The organism is bacterium (genome assembly GCA_021372775.1).
Classification (GTDB): Bacteria; Acidobacteriota; Polarisedimenticolia; order J045; family J045; genus JAJFTU01.
The window spans coordinates 1-3,935 of the sequence record JAJFTU010000190.1; the positions used below are offsets into that span (position 1 = coordinate 1).

Here is a 3,935-nt window from a genome sequence, read left to right on the forward strand (position 1 = left end):
GGCCGGCCCGGGGCGGCCGCCGCGCCGGGACTGATCCGCCGCGGCCTCGCCAACCTGCCCTGCCTCTTCGACGACAAGCTGCGCCTGCTCGACCTCGGCGACGTGACGACCGTCGGCGGGGACCTCGAGGGGGCGCACGAAGGGCTGGCCCGCCTCGTCGCCGAGGTCGTCGCGGCCGGCTGCTTCCCGATCGTGCTCGGCGGCGGACACGACGTCGCGCTGGCCCACTTCGAGGGGCTGCGCCGCGGCCTCGGCGTTCCGCCGCGGATCGTCAACTTCGACGCGCATCTCGATCTGCGCCCCTACGACGCCGCCGTGGGGGTCCATTCCGGCAACTCGTTTTCGCGCGCCGCCGCGCGCTGCAAGGAACGGGGCGAGCCGTTCCGCTACCACGTGATCGGCGTGCAGCAGTCGGCGAACACCCGCAGCCTCTTCCGCGTCGCGGAGGAGCTGGGGGCTGAGTGGTTCATGGCCCGCGACGTCGAGGGGGACGGAGCGGCGGCGGTCGCGGAGCGGATCGACGGCTGGGGAGCGGACGAGGCGCCGATCCAAGCCACGCTCTGCTGCGACGTCCTGGGCGCGGCGCACGCGCCGGGCGTCAGCGCGCCGCAGCCGTTCGGCCTCGCGCCGGAGACGGTCCTCGAGGCGATGCGCCGCCTGGCGCGCGGCGGACGGGCCGCGGGGCTCGACGTCGCCGAGGTCTCGCCGCGGTTCGACGAGGACAACCGCACGGCGAAGCTGGCCGCGGTCTTGATCTACGCCTGGGTCAACGCGCTCGCCGGCGTCGGCTTCGAGCCGCGCTGAGCGGCGCTTCGCGCGGCGGCGCCGAGGCCCGCGGCGCGGCCGGTGCTCCAGGCCCACTGGAAGTTGTGGCCGCCGATCGGCCCGACCGCGTCGAGGACCTCGCCGCAGAAGAAGAGCCCGCGGCGGAGGCGGCTCTCCATCGTGCGCGGATCGACCTCGCCGAGATCGACGCCGCCGCCGGTCGCCTCGGCCTTCGCGTATCCCTCGTCGCCGGTCCACGGAAGGCGATAGCGCACGAGGCTCTCGACGAGCCGCAGCCGGTTCTCGCGCGGCAGACGCGTCGCCGGCAGGCCGTCCGGCAGCCCCGCCTCGCGGCAGAGCGTCTCGGCGAGACGCGCCGGCAGCCGCCGCGCGACGATCGTCTCGACCGCGCCGCGGCCGCCGCGCAGCTCGTCGTCCCACGCCGCCGCGTCGAGCTCCGTCCAGCGCACGAAGATCGGCTGCCGCTCGCCGCCGGCGAGGCGGCTGCGGACGGCGAGGTGCGAGGCGTCGAGCACGGCCGGGCCGCTGTAGCCGTGGTGCGTGAAGAGGAACCCGCCCGCGAACCGCCGGCTCTTGCGCGGCCCCGGCGCGTCGAGCGCGACCTCGAGCGAGATCCCCGCGAGATGGGCGTGGACCGCGGGACGCGCGAGGAGCGGCGTGAGCGCGGGATAGGGGGCGTGGACCGCGTGCCCCAGACGGCGCGCCGCCTCGAATCCCCAGCCGTCGCTGCCGGTCGAGGGAAACGAGAGGCCGCCGGCGGCGACGATGACCGACGCGGCGGCGATCTCCGCGCCGTCGTCGAGACGCACGGTCCATCGCGCTCCGCTCTCGGACGCCGCGCCGCGGTTCTTCGCCGCGTCGCCGTCCTCGCGCGCTTCGTCGTCCGCCGCGCCCACGCGCTTCTGCGCCGCCTCATCGTCCGCCGCCTCGCCGCGCGGGACGAGGTCGGCGACGCGGGCGCCGCACCTGATCTCGACGCCGCGTTCCCGCGCCGCGGCGAAGAGGCGGTCGCGCACCTCGCGCGCCTTGTTCGAGGCGGGGAACAGCTTGCCGCTCTCCTCCTCGATCCGCAGCGGCAGGCCGAGCTCCCGCTCGAAGAAGGCGCGCTGCTCGTCGAGCGGCCAAGCGCGGAGGATTTTGCGCAGCGTGTTGGGGGAGGAGTCGGTGACGAACCGCTCCGGCGCGGCCGCGGCGGGAAGGACGTTGCAGCGCCCGCCGCCGCTGAGGACGATCTTCCGTCCGCCGTCCGCCGTTCCTTCGAGCAGGACGACCGACGCGCCGCGGCCGGCCGCCCAGACGGCCGCCATCAGCCCCGAGGCGCCCGCCCCGACGACGACGATCGGATGGTTCACCGCGTTGCGCCCCGCACGAAAAACGGCCGACGCGATTCGCCGCGTCGGCCGCTCTTCGGCCGCCGGCGCTCGCCGCCGGCGGGTCCGCGCGCTACGTGCGCGCCGGCGCGCCGAGGCTGGCCAGGAAGTCGGCGTTGCTGTCGAACGCCTGCAGCTTCTTGAGCAGCGCCTCGACGGCGTCGATCTGGTTCATCTGGGAGAGCGCGCGCCGCAGCAGGTGGACCTTCGGCGTCCACTCCCGCAGCAGCTTCTCTTCCTTCCGCGTGCCGGTGAGGTGGATGTCGATGCAGGGGAAGACGCGCTTCTCGAACAGCTTCCGGTCGAGGACGATCTCCGTGTTTCCCGTCCCCTTGAACTCCTGGAAGATGACCTCGTCCATCTTGGAGCCGGTGTCCACGAGGCAGGAGGCGATGATCGTCAGCGAGCCGCCTTCCTCGCAGCGCCGCGCGGCGCCGAAGAAGCGGCGCGGGTTCTCCAGCGTCCGGGAGTCGATGCCGCCGGTGAGGATCTTCCCCGAGCCGCGCTGCTCGACGTTGTAGGCGCGGGCGAGGCGGGTCAGCGAGTCGAGCAGCACGAGGACGTCCTGCCCCGACTCGACCAGCCGCTTCGCGCGCTCCAGCACGATCTCGGCCACGCTGACGTGGTTGCGCGCCAGTTCGTCGGAGCTCGAGGCGATGACCTCGCCGTTCGGCACGCGGCGCCGCCAGTCGGTGACTTCCTCGGGGCGCTCGTCCACGAGGAGGACGATCAGGTGGATTTCCGGATGGTTCGTCCCGACGGCGTAGGCGATCTGCTGCAGCAGCGTCGTCTTTCCGGCCTTCGGCGGCGCGACGACCAAGCAGCGCTGCCCCTTGCCGATCGGCGCGACGAGATCGACCACGCGCGGCTCGATCGGCTCGCGGCCGGTCTCCATCTTGATGACGTCTTCGGGGGAGGTCGCGGTGAGGTCCATGAAGTGCCGCCGCTCGTTCCACTGCTCCGGCGGCAGGCCGTTGATTTCGTCGATCTCGAAGAGGGCCGGCCCGCGGCGCCCAGTCGGCCGCGCCTTCCCCTTGATCTCCACCCCTTCCTCGAGCCGCCGGTCGCGGACGATGTCGGGCGCGACCCAGATGTCGTCGGGACGGGGGAGGTAGTTCGCCTTCTGCGTCCTCAGGAAGCCGTACCCCTCGGGGAGCATCTCCAGCACGCCCCACGCCTCGAGCGGTTCGGCCGAAGACGACGCCTGCGCCTCGCCCGCCGCGGCCTCGGCCGCGCCGTTCTGGCCGTTCGGTCCGCCCGCCGCGCCGGCGCCCGCGGGACGCTGACGGCGGCGACGCCGCTTGAACGTGGACTTCTTTCCGGGGGGGAGGGTGCTTTCTTCTTTCACGATTGGCTTCCTGGCTGTGCCGCGCCGCTGCGGGAAGACCGCCGGCGCTTCACTCGGTTCCGCCGGAACGGCGCGCCGCGCGGGGACGACCCCGACATGGTTCGCCGAAGCGACGATGCAGCTCGCATGGAGCCGAACCCTGCGCTGACCGCCATAGGCTCGTGGGCCCGACGAATGGGCGTCGGGCGCCGTTCTGCGACCGGATTAGACGACCAGCGGGAACATTGCGGACGCGAGAGCGCCCTTTGCCGTTCGCTTGAGATACAGCGAGCAAAGCAAACATTAGCAGACATCCCGCTCCGTTGTCCAGTTCTTCCGTCGCCGCCCGCCGTCGGGGCGGGCCGGGCGGGCCGACGCTCAGCGCGCGCTTCCGGCGCCGTCGGGGGACGGCGTCCGCGGCGCCGGCTGCGCCGGGGCGGCCGGCGCGTTCG

3 protein-coding genes are annotated in these 3,935 nt (G+C 73.6%); 1 reads left to right on the forward strand and 2 read right to left on the reverse strand.

The features are described 5' to 3' along the window. A partial coding sequence (locus LLG88_06465) for a formimidoylglutamase (GenBank protein ID MCE5246549.1) occupies positions 1-804 on the forward strand: 804 nt, incomplete at its 5' end. On the opposite strand, the gene LLG88_06470 is transcribed toward LLG88_06465, so the two are convergent. Together LLG88_06470 and rho are read right to left on the reverse strand one after the other, a co-directional pair. Next, positions 756-2,138, reverse strand: coding sequence for an aminoacetone oxidase family FAD-binding enzyme (locus tag LLG88_06470; GenBank protein ID MCE5246550.1), 1,383 nt, complete (start codon positions 2,136-2,138; stop codon positions 756-758). The genes LLG88_06465 and LLG88_06470 overlap by 49 nt on opposite strands. 91 nt (positions 2,139-2,229) lie before the next feature. Beyond that, on the reverse strand, positions 2,230-3,504 hold the full coding sequence (rho, locus tag LLG88_06475; GenBank protein ID MCE5246551.1) for a transcription termination factor Rho: 1,275 nt from the start codon (positions 3,502-3,504) through the stop codon (positions 2,230-2,232). Positions 3,505-3,935: the final 431 nt, after the last annotated feature.